General features: G+C 27.1%; 15 protein-coding genes and 1 tRNA gene. 11 read left to right on the forward strand and 5 right to left on the reverse strand.

The annotated features are described in order from the left end of the window. Positions 1-4: 4 nt before the first annotated feature. Positions 5-1,810 carry a translation elongation factor 4 gene (lepA, locus tag B5L73_RS00920; protein ID WP_085146890.1) on the forward strand — a complete coding sequence of 602 codons (1,806 nt, stop codon included), beginning with the start codon at positions 5-7 and terminating at the stop codon, positions 1,808-1,810. 2 nt (positions 1,811-1,812) lie between these two features. Beyond that, positions 1,813-2,604, forward strand: coding sequence for a hypothetical protein (locus tag B5L73_RS00925; protein WP_085146892.1), 792 nt, complete (start codon positions 1,813-1,815; stop codon positions 2,602-2,604). Here B5L73_RS00925 and B5L73_RS00930 read toward each other — a convergent pair. Further along, positions 2,601-3,476: a glycosyltransferase family 2 protein gene (locus B5L73_RS00930; RefSeq protein WP_085146894.1), complete on the reverse strand. Its 876-nt coding sequence runs from the start codon at positions 3,474-3,476 to the stop codon at positions 2,601-2,603. The genes B5L73_RS00925 and B5L73_RS00930 overlap by 4 nt on opposite strands. Positions 3,477-3,512: 36 nt before the next feature. Between B5L73_RS00930 and B5L73_RS00935 the strand changes: the two genes are divergently transcribed. Continuing rightward, the gene (locus tag B5L73_RS00935) at positions 3,513-4,718 is read left to right on the forward strand and encodes a DegT/DnrJ/EryC1/StrS family aminotransferase (protein WP_085146896.1); all 1,206 of its coding nucleotides are present in this window, start codon (positions 3,513-3,515) and stop codon (positions 4,716-4,718) included. Here the strand turns inward: B5L73_RS00935 and B5L73_RS00940 are convergent. Continuing rightward, positions 4,713-5,810, reverse strand: coding sequence for a glycosyltransferase family 61 protein (locus tag B5L73_RS00940; RefSeq protein WP_085146898.1), 1,098 nt, complete (start codon positions 5,808-5,810; stop codon positions 4,713-4,715). The two genes, B5L73_RS00935 and B5L73_RS00940, sit on opposite strands and share 6 nt — an antisense overlap. 64 nt (positions 5,811-5,874) lie before the next feature. On the opposite strand from B5L73_RS00940, the gene B5L73_RS00945 reads away from it, so the two are divergent. The 8 genes from B5L73_RS00945 to B5L73_RS00980 all read left to right on the forward strand — a co-directional run bounded on the left by B5L73_RS00945 (position 5,875) and on the right by B5L73_RS00980 (position 13,299). Continuing rightward, positions 5,875-6,729 carry a hypothetical protein gene (locus tag B5L73_RS00945; RefSeq protein ID WP_085146900.1) on the forward strand — a complete coding sequence of 285 codons (855 nt, stop codon included), beginning with the start codon at positions 5,875-5,877 and terminating at the stop codon, positions 6,727-6,729. Between the two features lie 11 nt (positions 6,730-6,740). Continuing rightward, a complete protein-coding gene (locus B5L73_RS00950; RefSeq protein ID WP_085146902.1) occupies positions 6,741-7,460 on the forward strand; it encodes a sugar nucleotide-binding protein in 720 nt (239 codons plus the stop codon). 7 nt (positions 7,461-7,467) lie between these two features. Then, the gene (locus tag B5L73_RS00955) at positions 7,468-8,277 is read left to right on the forward strand and encodes a DUF4422 domain-containing protein (protein ID WP_085146904.1); all 810 of its coding nucleotides are present in this window, start codon (positions 7,468-7,470) and stop codon (positions 8,275-8,277) included. Positions 8,278-8,282: 5 nt separating this feature from the next. Further along, on the forward strand, positions 8,283-8,798 hold the full coding sequence (gene rfbC, locus B5L73_RS00960) for a dTDP-4-dehydrorhamnose 3,5-epimerase (protein WP_085146906.1): 516 nt from the start codon (positions 8,283-8,285) through the stop codon (positions 8,796-8,798). Positions 8,799-8,805: 7 nt separating this feature from the next. Next, positions 8,806-8,895, forward strand: a tRNA-Ser gene (locus tag B5L73_RS00965). Positions 8,896-9,019: 124 nt separating this feature from the next. After that, the gene (locus B5L73_RS00970; RefSeq protein ID WP_085146907.1) at positions 9,020-9,787 is read left to right on the forward strand and encodes an SDR family NAD(P)-dependent oxidoreductase; all 768 of its coding nucleotides are present in this window, start codon (positions 9,020-9,022) and stop codon (positions 9,785-9,787) included. A gap of 170 nt (positions 9,788-9,957) precedes the next feature. Further along, a complete protein-coding gene (locus tag B5L73_RS00975) occupies positions 9,958-12,015 on the forward strand; it encodes a DNA gyrase subunit B (RefSeq protein WP_085146909.1) in 2,058 nt (685 codons plus the stop codon). Positions 12,016-12,018: 3 nt separating this feature from the next. Next, a complete protein-coding gene (locus tag B5L73_RS00980; RefSeq protein WP_085146911.1) occupies positions 12,019-13,299 on the forward strand; it encodes an ActS/PrrB/RegB family redox-sensitive histidine kinase in 1,281 nt (426 codons plus the stop codon). On the opposite strand, the gene B5L73_RS00985 is transcribed toward B5L73_RS00980, so the two are convergent. From B5L73_RS00985 to B5L73_RS00995, 3 genes are read right to left on the reverse strand one after another with little or no spacing between them, the layout of a single operon-like run. Then, positions 13,296-15,095, reverse strand: coding sequence for a cobaltochelatase CobT-related protein (locus B5L73_RS00985; RefSeq protein ID WP_085146913.1), 1,800 nt, complete (start codon positions 15,093-15,095; stop codon positions 13,296-13,298). The genes B5L73_RS00980 and B5L73_RS00985 overlap by 4 nt on opposite strands. Then, positions 15,095-16,069 (reverse strand): cobaltochelatase subunit CobS, encoded by a 975-nt coding sequence (gene cobS, locus B5L73_RS00990; protein ID WP_085146915.1) that lies wholly within the window; start codon positions 16,067-16,069, stop codon positions 15,095-15,097. Before cobS ends, B5L73_RS00985 begins: the two co-directional genes overlap by 1 nt. Next, positions 16,066-16,587 (reverse strand): J domain-containing protein, encoded by a 522-nt coding sequence (locus tag B5L73_RS00995; RefSeq protein WP_085146917.1) that lies wholly within the window; start codon positions 16,585-16,587, stop codon positions 16,066-16,068. Before B5L73_RS00995 ends, cobS begins: the two co-directional genes overlap by 4 nt. Positions 16,588-16,599 lie beyond the last annotated feature (12 nt).

Below are 16,599 nucleotides of genomic sequence, written 5' to 3' on the forward strand. Positions count from 1 at the left end.
TCAAATGAGCACTATTGATAATATTAGAAATTTTGCAATAATTGCGCACATCGATCACGGTAAATCAACGATAGCAGATAGAATTATCCATAAGTGTGGAGGCCTGACAGAGAGGGAAATGAAAGAGCAGGTTCTAGACTCAATGGATATCGAAAGAGAGCGAGGAATTACAATCAAAGCCCAAACTGTTAAATTAAATTATAAATCTAAAAATGGAAAAAATTACATATTAAATATTATTGATACACCAGGTCATGTCGATTTTAGCTATGAAGTGAGTAGATCGTTATATGCATGTGAGGGATCAATATTAATTGTTGATAGCACACAAGGTGTCGAAGCTCAAACATTGGCTAATGTATATCAAGCTTTAGACATTGATCATGAAATTATTCCAGTTCTTAATAAGATTGATTTACCAGCGTCAGACCTAGACAGAACTAAAAAGCAAATTGAAGATGTTATAGGGATTGATACTGATAAAGCAGTCCCTTGTTCTGGCAAAACTGGAGAAGGTATAAGTGAAATCTTAGAACAAATAATTAACCAACTTCCTGGTCCTGAAGGAGAAATTGATAAAGATTTAAAATGTTTACTGGTTGACAGCTGGTATGACACTTATCTTGGTGTTGTAATTTTGGTAAGAGTTATAAATGGTCGACTAAAAAAAAATATGAAAATAAAAATGCTTTCTACAAATCAAGATTATATTGTTGAAAAAGTTGGAGTATTTACTCCAAAAGCAAAAAATATAGATGAACTAAATACTGGTGAAATAGGCTTCATTACAACTGGAATTAAAGTTTTATCAGAAACAAAAGTTGGTGATACTATTTGTGATGCTACCAAAGAATTGGTAGATCCTTTGCCAGGTTTTAAACCCAGCAAACCAGTTGTGTTTTGTGGTTTATTTCCGGTAGATAGTTCTGAATATCAAAAACTAAAAGATGGTCTAGCTAAATTACAACTTAACGATGCAAGTTTTTCTTTTGAACCTGAGTCCTCATCAGCTTTAGGACTTGGTTTTAGATGTGGATTTTTGGGATTGCTTCATTTGGAGATAATATCAGAAAGATTAGAAAGAGAATTTGACGTAAATCTTTTAACAACTACCCCAGGTGTTGTATACAAAGTGAATTTGAATAATGGAAAGAGTATAGATTTACAGAATCCCACTTCACTTCCAGATCCCACATTAATCAAGTCAATCGAGGAGCCTTGGATTAAAGCCACAATTATAACTCCAGACACATATTTAGGTTCACTAATTAAGTTATGTCAGGATAAGAGAGGTATTCAAACAAACCTTTCTTATTCGGGGAATAGAGCTGTAATAAATTATGAATTACCTCTTAATGAAGTTGTCTTTGATTTCAATGATAGAATAAAATCAATGACTAGTGGATATGCAAGTTTTGATTATGAGATTATTAATCATAGAGAAGGTGATCTAGTCAAACTTGGAATTTTAGTAAATGGTGAACCAGTAGATGCCTTAGCCATGATGATACATAAAGATTTCGCACAAAAAACTGGAAGAGAAGTATGTGAGAAACTTAAAGATTTGATACCTAGACATAATTTTATGATACCAGTTCAAGCAGCTATAGGAGGCAAAATTATTGCGCGAGAAACAATCAAGGGATTTAAGAAAGATGTATTAACTAAAATTCATGGGGGAGGCGCAATTGACAGAAAAAGAAAGTTATTGGAGAAACAAAAAAAGGGAAAGGCAAGATCTAAACAGTTTGGTAGAGTAGAGATACCGCAAGAAGCTTTTATAGGAGTTTTAAAAATCAACAAAGATTGAAAATGAATATCATAGATTGTTTTCTTTATAATAATGAGGATCTAATATTAGAATTAAGGTTAAATTTATTAGATAAACATATTGATAAGTTTGTGATCATTGAGGCAAGATATAATCACAGTGGAGTAATAAAAGAAAATTATAATTTCAATATAGAAAACTTTAAAAAGTTTAAAGAAAAAATCATTTATTTAAAATTAGAAGATTTTCCAAATGGTTTTAATAATTGGGAAAGAGAGAATTATCATCGAAATTATATTTTAAAAGCTTTAGAAAATACACATCAAGAAGATTACATAATTATTTCAGACATTGATGAAATACCAAATTTGGAAGAAATTAACCAAGTGCTTATAGATAAAAGAAAATATACTGCTTTCAAACAGAAAATGATTTACTATAAATTTAACTTACTCAACGCCTCTGAGCCAAATTGGTATGGGTCGAAAATGTGTAAATTAAAATATTTGAAAAATCCCCAATGGTTAAGGAATCAAAAAGTAAAAAATTATCCGTTTTATAGATTGGACAAAATCAAATGGAACATTGTAGATAAAGGTGGCTGGCATTTTTCTTTTGTAATGCCTCTCGAGGATGTCAGTAAAAAAATAAAATCATTTGCTCACTCGGAGTTTAATAAAAAGAAATTTACAGATATTAATCAAATTAGTGAAAAAATAAATTCTCATAAAGATTTATTTGATAGAGATTTTAATTTTACAATTATAAAAGATGAGGAATTACCCAGTTATATATTAGAAAATAGAGAAAAATTTTCTGATTTTTTAGCTTAGTTTTTTTTAAGAAAATTATTGAATTTTAAAATTGCGGTGTATCGAGCAAAATAATACACAACTTTTTTGAACCTTACAGTGATTAAAGAAAAAATTATCTTTATTAAATAATTATTTTTTTTATCAATGATATTTTTCATCATATCTTTATGATTATCTGATTTATGAAAATAATGAAATTTATCTAGAAGATAATAATGTTCCCTTAAATAGATTTTTTCAAAAACATTTTTTACTTTACTGATACCATGTGAATGAATACATTTTGAATCAAATACTTGAATTATATGTTTATTTTTTTTTTTAATTTTTCTACATAAATCATCATCAGAAAAAAAAATGAAAAAATTTTCATCAAATAAACCTATATCAATAAAGTCTTTCTTTCTAAAAAACATGCAAGCCCCTAAAGTATTTTCAACACATATATCTCCCTCTAATTTGATTGGAAAATCTTTTTCTCCATTTTCAGGCAATAAACCTCCTGCATATGTTAGTTGGTTATTTTCATTGTAAGATGTAGATGCCGTCAAAAAACAATTTTCATTAAGAGTAAGATTTTCGTATAATTTTATTATGCTTCTGGTTTCAATAATACAATCCGGTCCAAGAATAAAAGAAAAATCTGTTTCACATAGTTTGACACCCTGATTATATCCAGCAGAAAAACCAACATTTTTTTTATTTAATATGTATTTTTCGACTTTAAAGTTTGCCTCTACTTTATTTTTTAAATCTACATTATTAGAATTATCAATTATTATCTTTTTAAATTCTCTTATTTTGTCTAAAGTTTTATAAAGAAGGTTATATTCTTCCCTATATAAAACAATTATTATCGTAATTTTATTTGTTAAGTCATATTGCTTCATAGATCTTTTATATCATTTAATATATGAATTAAAATTATGAAAAAAATTTATTACGGTAAAGCTGTCTATGACCATAATGAAATAAATGCAGTTAATAAAGTTTTAAAAAATAACAGTTTATCTCTTATCGATGGACAAAATGTAAAAAATTTAGAAAAAAAAATATCAAAAATTTTTGGAAAAAAATATGGGCTTATGGTTAACTCTGGATCTTCTGCAAATTTGTTAGCACTGAGCTCAATGAATTTTAAGAAAGGTAGTGAAATAATCACTCCATCTTTGACATTTTCAACAACTATAGCACCAATCTATCAATTAGGTTTAGTACCTTACTTTATTGGGGCTTTAGAGAATAAATTTGTTGCCGATATTTATCAAATTGAAAAGTGTATTAACAAAAAAACAGTTGCGATTATGATACCAAACTTATTGGGAAATATTCCTGACTGGAAAAAAATTTCACAAATAGCAAAAAAATACAATTTGAGAGTCATTGAGGACTCAGCAGACACAATTGGCTATAAAATAAATAATAGCATTAATGGTAAATATTCAGACGTTGCAACAAATAGTTTTTATGCCTCACATATTATAAATGGAGCTGGATTCGGTGGAATTGTGTGTTTTAACGATTATAATTTATATAAAAAAGCTAAGTTATTAAGAGGTTGGGGAAGATCATCAGCTGTTTTTAATGAGTCTGAAGATATTGCCAAAAGATTTAACGTAAAAGTTTCAGGCATTCAGTATGATAAAAAATATATTTTTTCTGAGCTAGGTTATAATTTTCTTCCATCAGAAATTTCAGCAGCATTTGCATTGGAACAATTAAAAAAATTAAATAAAAATATTTTAATCAGAAATAAAAATTTTGAATTTCTAAAAAATTTTTTTAAAAAGTTTTCTGATTATTTCAAGTTACCTGAATTTTATTCAAATGTGAAAACAGCTTGGTTAGCTTTCCCTTTGGTAATTAAGAAAAATAATAAATTTAATAGACGACAACTTCAAATTTTTTTTGAAAAAAATAAAATACAAACAAGAACAATTTTCACTGGCAACATATTAAGACAACCTATTATGAAAAATTTGAAATATAAAAAACATTATAAAAGTCATTTAATCTCAGATGATGTTATGGAAAATGGAATATTAATAGGGTGCCACCAAGGTCTTAAAAATCAAGATTTGGTTAATATGACAAAAATTTTTAAAAAATTTGTCAAATTTAAAAATTTATAAAAATTCCTTAAAGTCCATTGGATTAAAAAAAATATCACCTTTTTTTTCTTTATCTTCAAAATGGTTAGTTTCTATCAAATTAAAATTTAATTCCTTTATTTTTGAAATGTGTTGATCAACATAGTTTGGATGATTTTTTGGTTTTATTTCAATGATTTTAGTATTTTTTTTGCAAAATACTAAATTTGCGAATGCTGCTCCATGAGCACCTATAATTATTTTTGCATTATTAAAAAGATATATTTGCTCCTGAAATGTTAGCTGTCCAACTTTATAACTTGTAAAACCTTCATTTTCTAAGAAGTTTATAATTTCTTTATTATTAATAAATTGACAATGAGAAAAAGTTGACTCACTTCTATCAATAAATATTCTTTCGTTACAATTGAATTGTTTTCCATAATTAATAAATGAGTCATATATCCAATTTACAATCCATTCAGGTAATCTCTTGGCCTCTTCCAATATAAACCCTCTTTTATACCAAGGGTGTTCAGAACAAATGATCTCGTCAGCTTGAATATGTCTATTCTTATTTGCTTCAATTATTTTAAAATTATCATAACCCAAAATTTCCAAGGTTGATTTTTGATATTTTTCAAGCTTTGATAAATACAAATAATCTATTTCTTTTAAATTATAATTTTTAGAGCAAATATTTATTTTGGGTAAAATATCATAAAGCCAATGAAAATAATTTCTGTGACCACTAGCTCCCTGAGTTAATGATAAAACTCTTCCTTTAAATTTTTTCTTTAAATAAGGTGACCCTTTATAAAGAACCGAGTTATGATTTGCATCTTTGAATTCACCTTTAACTTGTTGGTAAGAAACTTTATCAATAATTTTATTACCAGATATAATTGCAACATTCTCTACAAAATCATTAAATATTCTCCCATTTTTAACTTTATAAATTAAATATTTAAGATTATCTGGACCTTTAAGATTTTCATCTTTTACTTCCTCAATTGAAATATCTTTTTCATTTTCAGGATTCTTACAAAAAATTATTTTACCATATATAAATATGAACAATAATCTAATTAAACTTTTGTATAAAAAACTAAGTTTTTTTTTAATCTTATTCATTTATTAGCATTAAAATTATTTAAATAATTACTTTGCTAAACTTTTCGAATATAAGTCAAATAATATGAAATTACGAACATTTTATAAGATTTACTATGAACATAGATTTAAAAAAGCAAATTATATTTTAAAATTATATATTCTAATTGTTATTCCAATAAAATATTTTATTAACTTAATCTATCTGCCAAAAATTATTAATTTAGATGAATTTATAGATGGATTCGGCTTGTTTGAAACTTCTGATTTAGGGAAATTATTTGATTTTTTTAATAGTGATAAAGGTAATCTATTTGAGAACCAATACGCGCACCCTTCCAAGAGGACTTCGCTAAAGATTAAAGGACATGGCTATAGCAATTTTTATCAAAAATATTTCGAAAATCTGAAATCTAAAAATCTTAATATATTAGAAATAGGATCATTTCACGGAAATGCCTCGGCTGCATTATTTTTTTATTTTAAAAATTCAAAATTTTTTGCTGCAGATATTTACCCTGATTTATTTAGATATAGATCAAATAGAATTCAAAATTTCTATGTAAATTCGTCTAATGAAGACTCTATACAAAAAAATATAATTGATAAATTTTCTGATAATTTTGATATTATTATCGAGGATGCAGGACATTCCTTGAAAGATCAAATTATAAGCTTGTTTATGCTTTTTAAAAAATTGAATAGCGGAGGTCTGTTTATTATAGAAGAACTTGATTTTCCTGACACAAGAAAAGATATGAACCTTAAGAATGAAAAACCAACACTCAGAGAAATCTTGTTTAAATTTAAGGAAGAAAAAATATTACTAAATTCAAATTATATCAAAAAAAATGACAGAGATAATTTTTTATATAATATTGATAGTATAGAAATTTATAAAGGTAATTTTAACGAAATAGCAATTTTAAAAAAAAAATAATAACTTATTTTATGAAAAAAAATATAGTAGTAACAGGTGGTACAGGGAGATTTGGAAATCACTTAAAAAGTATTTCCACTAAACATAAGCTTTTTTTCCCAACTAAAAATCAATTCAATATTCTAAATTTTAATTCCATGTTAAAATATTTTAATAAAACAAAACCTGACATCGTTATTCATTTAGCTGGATTCTCAAGACCAATGGAGTTACATGAAAAAGATATTAATAAAAGTATTAATCTCAATATAATAGGGACTGCAAACGTCACAATGGCTTGTTCTCAAAAAAATATTAAATTAATTTATTTTTCAACTAATTATGTATACCCAGGAATAAATGGAAACTATAATGAAGATGATCCCTTAAAACCTTTTAATAATTATGCTTGGTCAAAACTAGGTGGTGAGTGTTCAGTTAAATTATATAAAAATTCTTTAATTTTAAGGGTTTGTATGACAGAAAAACCGTTCATACACAAAAAAGCTTTTGCAAATGTAAAGACTAGCTTCATGTACCATGATGAAGTTGCAAAAATTCTTTTTAAGCTTTTAAATAAACAAGGGATTATCAATATTGGTGGAAAAGCACAATATATTTATAATTTTGCGAAAAAAGAAAATAAAAAAGTAAAAAAAATTTATCAAAATAAAAACATGAAAATAAAGGTGCCTTTTGACTCCACAATTAATATAAAAAAACTTCAGAAAATAGTAAAAGTAAAATTTTAGAAAATTAATGGCTAAAATGAAAATTTATTGTGTGACAAATGTTGAGTTAAAACACTTAGAACAATTAAATTTAAATTTGGCTGGTGTAGGAAATAAAAAGTTTAAAAAAAAATATATTTCAAGTTTATCAGGAAAAAACATACAATCTAAAGAGAGAAATTATTCAGAATTAACATTTCATTATTGGTTTTGGAAAAATGAATTAAAAAAACTAGATAAAAGTTTGTGGGTTGGTTTTTGCCAAAAAAGAAGATTTTGGCTTCAATCAAAAAAAAAAATAGCAAGTTTTAAGCAACTTCAAAAATACATTCTTAAAAAACCCCCCAAAAAATGGTCAGATTATGAGAGCATTATATGTAAACCAATTAAAATTGATAACCCTAAAAGAATGAAACTCCTGAAAAGAGGATACAAAAACTTATTAAAAGATCCCTCTATAATCTATGATAAGAAAAAACAAAATATTAAACTTCATTTTGATATGCACCATGGTTTTGGAATTTTAGACAAGGCCATAAATCATCTTAAAAAAAAAAATGAGAGAACTTTATTTAGAAAATTTGTGAACGAAAATAGTAGTTTTAATCCACATATAATGTTTATTTCAAAAAAAAAAATAATTGATAAATGGTTTAAAAGTTTATTTTCATGGCTCTTCAGCTGCGAAAAAGAGTTTGGGCTCAAAAATTTAAATGGTTATGATCAACAACGTTTATATGCGTATCTAGCAGAACGGTATTTGTCTTTTTGGTTTAAAAAAAATACAAAATATTTAGAATGGTATTGGACTTTTTTTGAAAAAAAATCTAACTCATAAATTGAATGAAAATTAAAAATGTTAACATTGCTGGTTTAAAGATAATTAAAACAAAAATGTTTTTTGATAATAGAGGTTTTTTTAAAGAGGTATTTAAAAACAATTTGATTAAAAAAAATTTCAAATTTGATGTAATGTCATCATCAAAAAAAAATGTAATCCGGGGTTTACATATACAAACTAAAAAACCTCAGGCAAAAGTCATTACAGTTGTTTTAGGAAAAATTATGGATGTTGCAGTAGATTTAAGAAAAAATTCAAAAACGTTTGGAAAATATTATTCTTTAATAATATCAGATAAGTCTGAGTATTCTTTTTACATTCCAGAGGGTTTTGCTCATGGATTCTTATGTTTATCGAATAAATGTATAGTTCATTATAAATGTTCTGAGTATAGACATAAAGAAAGTGAAACAACTTTAGATTGGAGAGATCAAGAAGTTAAAATTAAATGGCCAATTAAAAAACCAATTCTGTCTAAGAAGGATAAAATTGGTAAAAATTTAGAATTTTTCAGATAATTTTTTTGGAGAGATGGCCGAGTGGTTTAAGGCGCACGCTTGGAAAGTGTGTGTACCCTCACAGGTACCGTGGGTTCGAATCCCACTCTCTCCGCCACCAATTTAACTATATAATTAAGAGTGTTTTTTATTCATTAAAACCACCATTTTAAAAGTTTTTTAGGATTAAATATTTTTACTTAGTCTAGTTTGTAGATCAGTTTGATGCTAAAAAATAGTTAATGGGATTAAGAAAAAAAATAAAAAAATTTTTTTATACTAGAAAATTTTCAAAAAAAAATTATTTGGCAAATATAAATAATAAAAATATTTTAATAACTGGAGCTAATTCTGGCATTGGTCTCGCTTTAACAAAAAAAACTTTAGCTTTAGATAATAAAGTTTTAGCAACTTATCGAGAAAATTCTCAAAATCTAGAATGTATAAAGAATAAAAATTTAACAATAGTAAAGTATGACCAAAGAAATATACATGAATTCAAAGATCTTGAAGAAAAGATTAAGGAAACCTCTATTGATTTGGTATTTAATTGTGCTGGTGTATTTGGAGGTTCTTTCGAGGACCAACAAATAGAAAAACTTGATTTTAAAAAATTTCAAGAAGTTCTAATGGTTAATTCATTTTCTATCTTAAAAATTATGCAAATAATTTTAGATGATAAATCATCTACAAAAAATCTTGAGATTTTAATAAATATTAGTAGCGATGCTGGCAGCATTAAGTTAAATAATCAAGGTAACGCATATATATATAGAGCCTCAAAAACAGCTTTGAATTCTATAACAAAGAATATGTCTGTAGATTTAAATGATAGATTTAAAACAATAGTATTTGCTATAGATCCAGGCAATGTTCAATCAGGAATGAATCCTGGAGGACAAATTAAAAGCGAAGTTTGTGCTAATTTAATAATTGATTTGATTTCATCTAATGTTCAATCATTAAACGGAAAATTTATTAATTTATTGGGTGAAGAAATACCCTGGTGATTTTTTTAATATAATTACTTGAAAAACATTCTTTAGGATCTCATTTTATATAAGATTAAATAACCCTTGAAATATCTTACTTATTTCACATTTATATCAGAAATTTGAAATTATAATTGAGCAATTTTTATTAAAAAATGTTATAATTTTTTTTTCCTTAATAACAAAAAATGACAAATAAAAATACATATCAAGCAGATTCGATCAAAGTACTTAAAGGTTTAGAGGCAGTAAGAAAAAGACCAGGTATGTATATTGGTGATACCGATGATGGAACTGGTTTGCACCACATGGTTTATGAAGTTGTAGATAATTCAATTGATGAAGCCCTAGCAGGATATTGTAAAAATATTAATGTAAAATTAAATTCTGATGGAACTGTGACTGTTAATGATGATGGTCGTGGAATTCCTACAGATATACATAAAGGTGAAAAAAAATCTGCTGCCGAAGTAATCATGACCCAACTTCATGCTGGTGGAAAATTTGACCATGACTCTTACAAAGTTTCTGGAGGTTTGCATGGTGTGGGAGTATCTGTTGTTAATGCTCTTTCAGAAAAGCTTTTTTTAGAAATAAACAGAGATGGAAAAAAACATTCTATTGAATTTCGTAATGGTGAAGCAAAAGCACCTCTAAAGATTGCTGGTAAATCAAAACAGACAGGTACTCAAATAACTTTCTTGCCTTCAAAAGAAGTTTTCTCATCAATCAAATTTAGTGCAAATATTCTAATCAAGAGAATGAGAGAATTAGCATTCTTAAATAAAGGTATAAAAATAACTTTCACTGACAATAGTCAAAAAAAAGAAAAAATCTTAGAATTCAAATATGATGGAGGATTGATTGAATTTGTAGACTATTTAGATGAAAAGAGAGAAAAGTTACAAAACAAAAATGGAAATGATTTATTTAGAAAACCTATATATATTGAAGGCAAAAGAAATAATGTAGAACTAGAGTGTTCATTAAAATGGAATGCAGGTTATTCAGAGGATATTTTTCCTTATACTAATAATATTTACCAAAAAGATGGAGGAACACATTTATTAGGTTTCAGAAGTGCTTTAACAAGAATTATAAATAAATATGCAAACGAAAATAATCTTCTTAAAAAGAATAAACTAACAATTTCTGGAGATGACATTAAAGAAGGTTTAACATGCGTTTTATCAGCCAAAATCCCTGATCCTAAATTTTCTTCTCAAACAAAAGACAAGCTAGTGTCTTCAGAAGTAAGAATGATAGTTGAAACACTAGTGAATGAAAAATTATCTATCTGGTTTGATCAAAATCCATCTGTAGCTAAAATAGTTTTAGCTAAAATTATACAGGCCGCAATGGCTAGAGATGTGGCTAGAAAAGCAAGAGAAAATGTTAGAAGGAAAGGAGCAATTGAATTAAGCGGCCTCCCAGGAAAATTAGCAGATTGTCAAATAGGGAAACAAGAGGGAACAGAACTATTTATTGTTGAGGGAGATTCAGCAGGTGGTTCTGCAAAACAAGGGAGGAATAGATCAAATCAAGCAGTTTTACCCTTGAGAGGAAAAATACTTAATACTTATGTTGAAGATTTAAATATAAAAAAAAATGGGAACGGAAATGGCTCTGATCAAAGAACAAAGGCATTGTCTAAAATGATATCTTCAAATGAAATATTAACTTTGATTAACGCACTTGGACTTGATCCAAAAGCTCATGAAATTGATTTAAAAGATTTAAGGTATGGGAAAATAATTATAATGACGGATGCTGATGTTGATGGATCTCATATCAGAGCATTATTATTAACTTTCTTCAACAATAAACCTTTTAATAAATTGATTGAAAATGGTCACGTGTACCTAGCTCAACCACCGCTATTTAAGATTAATAAAGGCTCTAAAGGAATATATATTAAAGACGAGGATGAATTAGAAAATTATATAATGTCTAATAGCAAGGAAATTAAAAAATCTAAGAGAGGTTCAAAAGAGTTTTCGAAATTGATAGAAATGGAAAAGTCTAAAATGAGCATACAAAGGTTTAAGGGTTTGGGAGAAATGAACCCGGATGAGCTTTGGAGTACAACTCTTAATCCAGAAACTAGAAATTTACTTCAGGTTCAATATTCAAAAAACTCAAAAAAAGACCAGGAATTAATACATACTTTAATGGGCAACGATGTAACATTAAGAAAAGATTTTATTATTTCTAACGCAATAAATGTTCAAAATTTAGATATTTAGATCATGAAGTTTTTTGAAACTTCTAAATTTCATACCCTAAAAAAATCAACTTATATTTCTTTAAGATGGATCGGAATTATAGGTCAATTAATATCAGTTTATATAGTTTATTTTTTTTTCAATTTTGATTTTAATTTTATTTTATCAAATCTAATAATCTTTATTGGAATTTTGAGTAATTTTTATTTGATTTTTATTTATAATAAAACTCAACTTTCTGATAGATCTGCACTAATTTTTTTAATGATTGATATATTTCAATTAAGTTCACTAATATATCTTACAGGCGGTATCGTAAATCCTTTTGTAATTTTTTTATTAATTCCCAGTGTTTTTGCGTCATCAAATCTGGGTATTAGAACGAATTTATTTCTTGTTATTACAACAATATTAATGATTATTTTTTTGACATTTTATTCAGAGGATTTACCTGCGCCATTAAATAATCATTTTCATGTTGATCCATATTACTATTATTCAATTCCAATTTCTTTCATAATAGCACTAATTTTTTTGAATTATTTTGCGATAGTATTTGGCTCAGAGTCTAGAAAAAGAAAGGAAGCTCTAAGTAAAATGGAAGAAATAATGGCTCAAGAACATGAAATGTTATCTCTAGGGGGACAAGCTGCAGCAGCAGCACATTCTCTTGGAACACCATTGTCTACGATAAAAATAATCTCCCAAGAACTTAAAGATCAGTTAAAAGACCGCTTTGAACTGACTTCTGATATAGAGCTATTATCAAGTCAAGTGGAGAGGTGTAATCAAATTTTAAAAAGGTTGTCTTTAAATCCAATTGAAGAAGATGATTTTATAGATGAAGACTTAAATTTTAAAAAATACATAATTCAAATTGTTAATTCATTTCAAGAAACAAGTAATAAAAGCTTTGTTTTAAATTTTGATCAAGATTCAAGTCCTAGAAAAATTCCAAAATCAGTAGAAATTATTTATGGTTTAAGAAATTTTATTGGAAATGCAAATAAATTTGCTAAAGAAAAAATATTTATAACTTTGAAAAGTAATAATGATTTCACAGAAATTATTATTGAAGATGATGGTGAAGGATATCCTAATGAAATATTATCAAAAATAGGTGAACCTTATTTAAGATCACTTAAAAATAAAGATAAGAATCAATCTGGTTTAGGTCTAGGAATATTCATAGGCAAGAACTTGCTTGAAAAGAATTTTGCTTCTTTAATTTGTCAAAATTCTAAAACAAGAACTGGAGCGGAAGTAAATATAAGATGGAAAAATCAAGATTTAAAAAAAATTTAATGTAATTTTGTTTTATTATCAAATAATGAACTCAATTGAGAAATCATTACATCACCAAGTTCGTTTACATCAGTAATTTTAATTGCTTTTTTATAATATCTTGAAACATCATGACCAATTCCTATAGCTAAAATTTCTATTTCAGATTTATCCTCTATAAATTTAACCATTTTTTTCAAATGTTTTTCCAAAAAATCTCCTGAATTTACAGATAAAGTTGAATCATCAACTGGTGCACCATCTGAAATTACCATTAAAATTTTTCTTTCCTCTTTTCTTTTCTTAATTCTATTGAAAGCCCATGTTATAGCCTCCCCGTCTATATTTTCTTTTAGTAAACCTTCTTTTAACATTAGCCCAAGATTATCTTTTGCCTGTCTCCAATGAGTATCAGCTCCTTTATAAATAATATGTCTTAAATCATTTAATCTTCCAGGTGTTTTTGGTTTATTATTTTTATTCCATAACTCTCTACTTTGGCCACCTTTCCAATTTTTTGTTGTGAACCCTAATATTTCTACTTTCACCGAACAACGTTCTAAAGTTCTAGATAGAATATCAGCACAAATAGCTGCAATTGTAATTGGTCTTCCTCTCATTGAACCCGAGTTATCAATTAGAAGTGTTACTACAGTATCCTTGAAGTCTAAATCTTTTTCCTTCTTAAAAGATAATGAATTATATGGATCCATTATAATTCTTGGTAACTTTGAACTATCAAGCAATCCTTCTTCCAAATCAAACTCCCAAGCTCTATTCTGTTTTGCCAATAATTGTCTTTGAAGTTTATTAGCAAGTTTAGTTATAACATCTTGAAAACCAATTAATTGTTGATCTAAAGTTTTTCGAAGTTTATTTGCTTCATCTGCGTTTTCAAGATTTTCAGCTTTCGTAATTTCGTCAAACTGTGTTGTAAAAATTTTATAATCTACGTTAGAGTCTTTTAAATTTTTCTTTTGAATAACTTGCTCAGAGTTTTGCTCTTCTGATTCTTTATCTACAAGTTGTTCATCTAATTTGTATTCATCAATGTTATAATCTGAATCTAAACTTGCTTCTGCTTCATCTTGCTTATCAGGATCCTTTTTGTCCTCATCTTCACTATCATCATTTTCACTTGACTGATTTTCTTGATTATCCTCAGGGTTTTCATCTTTTTTTTCCTCATTTTCCTCTGATTGAAAAATGTCCATTTCTTGCAATATCTGAGAAAACTTAGAACTATAAACATTTTGATCTTCTAAATTTTGTTTAAAAAATTCTATATGCTCGAAGATTGATTTATCAAAATCTTTTTCCCAGAAGTTTAACATTTTTGATGTTAAAGCATTGAGTTTGATATTGTGGAAATTTTTCAGCATATATAATTCAAAAGCCTCAACTACAGGCACGTCATCTTTAGATTTAATTTGATCTTTTCTTTTGTAATTAATTAATTGAGTATAGTTATCTCTTAAATTTTTATCTATTCCTTTTAACATTTTTGATCCCAATTTTTCGTATCTTATTTTCTCTGTAATTGTATAAAGTGATTTACATGACGAGCTGGTCGGTAAATTTTTCTTAAATATTGACTCATTAGAAAATTTTTTTTTAAGAGCTTTCGAATCTGTTTCCGCTCTAGCCTTTATAAAATCATTTTTTGAATTTAAATTTTCTAGTTCAATTAAATCTTGTTTTTCAGAATTTTTGATATTTTTTTTAGGGTGGATAATTAAATCATCTGATATTACACGTGCTGTAGAGGATAGAGCTTGTCTTAACTTTTCCTTTAAACTCTCAGTTTTGTTATTCATTAAATTTGAATATTTAACAAGGATTCTGGTAATTCCTCACCAAAACATCTTTGGTAATACTCTGCAATTATATTTTTTTCAACCTCATCACACTTATTTAAAAACGTCACTCTAAAAGCATAACCTGTATCTTTAAAAATTTCTGAATTTTCAGCCCAGTGCAAAACTGTTCGTGGACTCATCACTGTAGATATATCTCCAGCTATAAATCCTTTTCTGGTTAATGATGCAACTTTAATCATATTTGAAACTTTTTCTTTCCCTTTTGCATTATCTAAACTTTTATTTTTTGCTAAGATTATCTCCATTTCTTTATCAAGGCTAAGATAATTTAAAGTTGTAACAATATTCCATCTATCCATTTGTCCTTGATTTATTTGTTGCGTTCCATGGTAAAGTCCCGTTGTATCTCCTAAACCAACAGTGTTAGAGGTTGCAAATAATCTAAAAAATTTATTTTGTTTAATTACTTTATTCTTATCTAAAAGAGTAAAATTACCTTCTGCTTCAAGCACTCTCTGGATAACAAACATCACATCAGGTCTTCCCGCATCATACTCATCAAACACTAAAGCCACAGGGTTTTGTATGGACCAAGGCAAAATCCCCTCATTAAATTGTGTAACTTGTTTACCATCCTCTAAAACAATCGCATCCTTTCCTATCAAATCTATACGACTTATATGACTATCTAAATTTACTCTGATGCAAGGCCAATTTAACCTTGCAGCAATTTGTTCTATGTGAGTAGATTTTCCTGTTCCATGATAACCTTGAACCAGAACTCTTTTGTTAAAAGCAAAACCCGAAATAATTGCCAAAGTAGTATCTCGATCAAATTTATAATTTTTATCTATTTCTGGCACATATTCACTTTTTTTAGAAAATGCATCCACTTCCATATTAGAGTCTATACCAAAGGTCTGTTTTATTGAGAGTTTTATGTCAGGTTGGTTGTTTATATTTGGTGTCAATTTTTTTCTCTATAAGTATTTTTTAACTGGGTATAAGCCAAAGTTATTGATTTAAGTTTTTCTTCAAATTTTTTGTTACCGGAATTCATATCAGGGTGAAATTTTTTAACAAGTATTTTAAACTTATCATAAATTTTTTCCCATTTTGAGCCTACTGAAATACCTAATATTTCAAATGCTTTGATGTCTTTGTTATTATATCTAAATTGTCCCATGTGATTAAAATCACTTTTTAACTTCTCTTTATCAAGGTCATCTCTCAAAGTATTATTCCACAAGACTTTAAAAAAGTTATCTGAGGAACTAAAACTTTGCGTAGGTTTATGCCAAACCATATCTGATTTTAAAAAGTCAATTACCTGATCATCATTCATGTCTGAAAAATAATTCCAATTCTTATTGAATTCTTTGACATGATTTAAACATAACAATCTAAATTTTTTACTATTATCCTTTTCAACTGGTGCTTTATATTCACCAATTTCATTGCAATTATCCCAGTCACAGATATTTTTCATGATATAATTATA

It is taken from the genome of Candidatus Pelagibacter sp. RS39 (assembly GCF_002101315.1).
GTDB lineage: Bacteria > Pseudomonadota > Alphaproteobacteria > Pelagibacterales > Pelagibacteraceae > Pelagibacter.

What these genes read in the sequence shown, in the direction of transcription:
- lepA (WP_085146890.1), top strand. Translation starts at nt 5, where the DNA reads ATGAGCACTATTGATAATATTAGAAATTTTGCAATAATTGCGCACATC.
- B5L73_RS00925 (WP_085146892.1), top strand. Translation starts at nt 1,813, where the DNA reads ATGAATATCATAGATTGTTTTCTTTATAATAATGAGGATCTAATATTA.
- B5L73_RS00930 (WP_085146894.1), bottom strand. Translation starts at nt 3,476, where the DNA reads ATGAAGCAATATGACTTAACAAATAAAATTACGATAATAATTGTTTTA.
- B5L73_RS00935 (WP_085146896.1), top strand. Translation starts at nt 3,513, where the DNA reads ATGAAAAAAATTTATTACGGTAAAGCTGTCTATGACCATAATGAAATA.
- B5L73_RS00940 (WP_085146898.1), bottom strand. Translation starts at nt 5,810, where the DNA reads ATGAATAAGATTAAAAAAAAACTTAGTTTTTTATACAAAAGTTTAATT.
- B5L73_RS00945 (WP_085146900.1), top strand. Translation starts at nt 5,875, where the DNA reads ATGAAATTACGAACATTTTATAAGATTTACTATGAACATAGATTTAAA.
- B5L73_RS00950 (WP_085146902.1), top strand. Translation starts at nt 6,741, where the DNA reads ATGAAAAAAAATATAGTAGTAACAGGTGGTACAGGGAGATTTGGAAAT.
- B5L73_RS00955 (WP_085146904.1), top strand. Translation starts at nt 7,468, where the DNA reads ATGGCTAAAATGAAAATTTATTGTGTGACAAATGTTGAGTTAAAACAC.
- rfbC (WP_085146906.1), top strand. Translation starts at nt 8,283, where the DNA reads ATGAAAATTAAAAATGTTAACATTGCTGGTTTAAAGATAATTAAAACA.
- B5L73_RS00970 (WP_085146907.1), top strand. Translation starts at nt 9,020, where the DNA reads ATGGGATTAAGAAAAAAAATAAAAAAATTTTTTTATACTAGAAAATTT.
- B5L73_RS00975 (WP_085146909.1), top strand. Translation starts at nt 9,958, where the DNA reads ATGACAAATAAAAATACATATCAAGCAGATTCGATCAAAGTACTTAAA.
- B5L73_RS00980 (WP_085146911.1), top strand. Translation starts at nt 12,019, where the DNA reads ATGAAGTTTTTTGAAACTTCTAAATTTCATACCCTAAAAAAATCAACT.
- B5L73_RS00985 (WP_085146913.1), bottom strand. Translation starts at nt 15,095, where the DNA reads ATGAATAACAAAACTGAGAGTTTAAAGGAAAAGTTAAGACAAGCTCTA.
- B5L73_RS00995 (WP_085146917.1), bottom strand. Translation starts at nt 16,587, where the DNA reads ATGAAAAATATCTGTGACTGGGATAATTGCAATGAAATTGGTGAATAT.